Here is a 2,159-nt window from a genome sequence, read left to right as displayed (position 1 = left end):
GTGTCGGTCTCCTCCGCGACGAACGCGGTGACGCCCTCCGCGCGCCAGGCCCGCAGCCGGTCGGGGGTCAGGTCCCGGTCCGGTGCGGCGGTGCGGAAGACGGCGCCCTCCAGGGGGAGCCCGGCCTCCTCCAGACCCGCGAGGAAGCCGCGCTCGCGGTCGGCCGTCGCGGGGGCCTCGTCGTCCTCGCGGACGAGCACGATCCGCCGGTGCCCGAGAGCGACGAGGTGCCGTACGACCTCGCGGCTCGCCGGGGCGTAGTCGGCGCCGACCCACGCGAGCCCGTCCAGCTCGTCCCTGCGGCCGAGGTGGACGACGGGGAAGCCGTCGGCCACGAGCCGCCGCAGCTCGCGGGCGGGCGCGTGCCGGCCCAGGAAGAGGCAGCCGTCCGCGAGCCGCACGCGGCTCAGCGCCTCGGGGCCCGGGGCCGCGCCGTGCGCGCTCGACCCGGTGAAGAGCACGAGGTCGTAGCCGCGCGCGGCGGCCTCCTGCTCGACGCCGACGAGGAAGGGGTAGTACGAGTGCTGCACGTCCGTCGGGAAGGTCGCCGTGAAGCTGAAGACGCCGAGCAGGTCGTTCCCGGCCCCCGCGAGGCTGCGCGCCGCCGGGTCGGGGACGTAGCCGAGGGTGCGGGCCGCGTCCATGACCTTCTGCCGCGTCTCCTCCGAGATCGTCGCGGCCTGCGGCTTGTTGCCGAGCACGAGCGAGACGGTCGCCTGCGAGACCCCGGCGAGACGCGCCACCTCCGCCTGTCGCGGACGCGCCCGTTTCGCGGGCTCGCGCGGCGTTCTCGCCGACTTGCCCTGCTTGCCCCGGCTGATGTCGTTCACGTGTCGACCTCACTCACTAATGCGTATTAGTAATGCGCATTAGTGAGCACTCTCCTTCTCGGATGGGCGGAGGTCAAGAGGGTGTGAGGGATTTCCCGGGGGTCGGGGGTGTGGCCTGCGCCACGGGGGAGGGGGCGTGCGGGGTGGCCGGTCCGGGCCGGGTGGCCCGGGTCCGTGGGCCCTCCTTACGGAATGTCCCGTTCCGTTTACCGTCCGCTGGGCAGACTAGGAACGCACGCCACCCCGTTCACGGGGTAGTGGGGAAACCGTAGGGCCGGTGATCGCCGGCCCGTCGAGAGAAGAGGCCGCCCGAGGTGTTCACGAGCGTACTGATGATCGAACAGGCCCTGTCCACGGTGGACGTCGAGTTCGTCACCACCCTGCACGGCGAGGAGGCCGTGACCTTCCACGTCCTGATGCAGCCGCGCGGCGATCAGGACCGGCTGCTGCGCGCGGTGGACGACGTGGCGCTCGGCGAGCTGACCGACGTGGTGCGGGAGGCGGAGGTGCCGGAGGGCGAGTCGGCGGTACCGCCCGCAAAGATCGCCCTGGAGCACTCGCTCCAGGCGCTGCGCGCGGCCGGGGCCCAGGCAGTGGGCCACGTCGTCGAGAACCACCCGCTCGACGCGGTCGCCGCGGCCGTCAAGGAGACGGGGGCGGACGAGGTGATCGTGCTGACCGCGCCGCACTACGTCGAGGAGTTCTTCCACCGCGACTGGGCCTCGCGCGCCCGCCACAAGGTCGGCGTCCCCGTCCTCAAGCTCTACGCGCACAGCCCGGACACGGAGAACTGAAGCCGGCGGCCGGGCGGGCCCGGAACGCGAGGAGACCGGCGGCGGTGCTCGCGTTCCGGGGCTGCCGCCCGGTGGGCCGTGGCACGTGCCCGTACCGCCTGGTCGCTGGACACTGCCCAGCCGCTCGGCATAGCAAAGTCCCTAGGCGTTTCGTTCTAAGGTGGCCCCGAAGATTCCGTTCCGGGACCCACCGCGGTGTCCCGACCCCACCGCCTGGAGACACCACAGATGGCAGCCGGCCTTCCCCCCGCCCTCGACCGACCGCACTTCATCGGGATCGGTGGGGCCGGGATGTCGGGCATCGCCCGGATTCTCGCCCAGCGCGGGGCGAGCGTCGCGGGCAGTGACGCGAAGGACTCGGCGACCGCCGCCTCGCTGCGCGCCCTCGGCGCCACCGTCCACCTCGGCCACGACGCGGCCCACCTCGCCGAGGACACCTCCGCCGTCGTCGTCTCGTCCGCGATCCGCGCCGACAACCCCGAGCTGGTCCGCGCCCGGGAACTCGGCATCCCCGTCGTGCACCGCTCCGACGCCC

Annotated in this window: 3 protein-coding genes; 2 read left to right on the top strand and 1 reads right to left on the bottom strand. The window is 73.3% G+C overall.

Annotated features, from left to right (window positions below):
- A partial coding sequence (locus tag G3I42_RS00860; RefSeq protein ID WP_164281938.1) for a LacI family DNA-binding transcriptional regulator occupies positions 1–743 on the bottom strand: 743 nt, incomplete at its 3' end.
- A 419-nt stretch (positions 744–1,162) separates the two neighbouring features.
- On the opposite strand from G3I42_RS00860, the gene G3I42_RS00855 reads away from it, so the two are divergent.
- Positions 1,163–1,624 (top strand): indole-3-glycerol phosphate synthase, encoded by a 462-nt coding sequence (locus tag G3I42_RS00855; RefSeq protein WP_164281937.1) that lies wholly within the window; start codon positions 1,163–1,165, stop codon positions 1,622–1,624.
- Between the two features lie 228 nt (positions 1,625–1,852).
- On the top strand, positions 1,853–2,159 hold a 307-nt coding region (locus G3I42_RS00850; RefSeq protein ID WP_239096181.1), incomplete at its 3' end, for a Mur ligase domain-containing protein.

The organism is Streptomyces sp. SID11385, assembly GCF_010548245.1.
GTDB lineage: Bacteria > Actinomycetota > Actinomycetes > Streptomycetales > Streptomycetaceae > Streptomyces.
The sequence above is the reverse complement of the archived record's forward strand: the minus strand, read 5'-3'. Positions and strand labels throughout refer to the sequence as shown.

What these genes read in the sequence shown, in the direction of transcription:
- G3I42_RS00855 (WP_164281937.1), top strand. Translation starts at nt 1,163, where the DNA reads ATGATCGAACAGGCCCTGTCCACGGTGGACGTCGAGTTCGTCACCACC.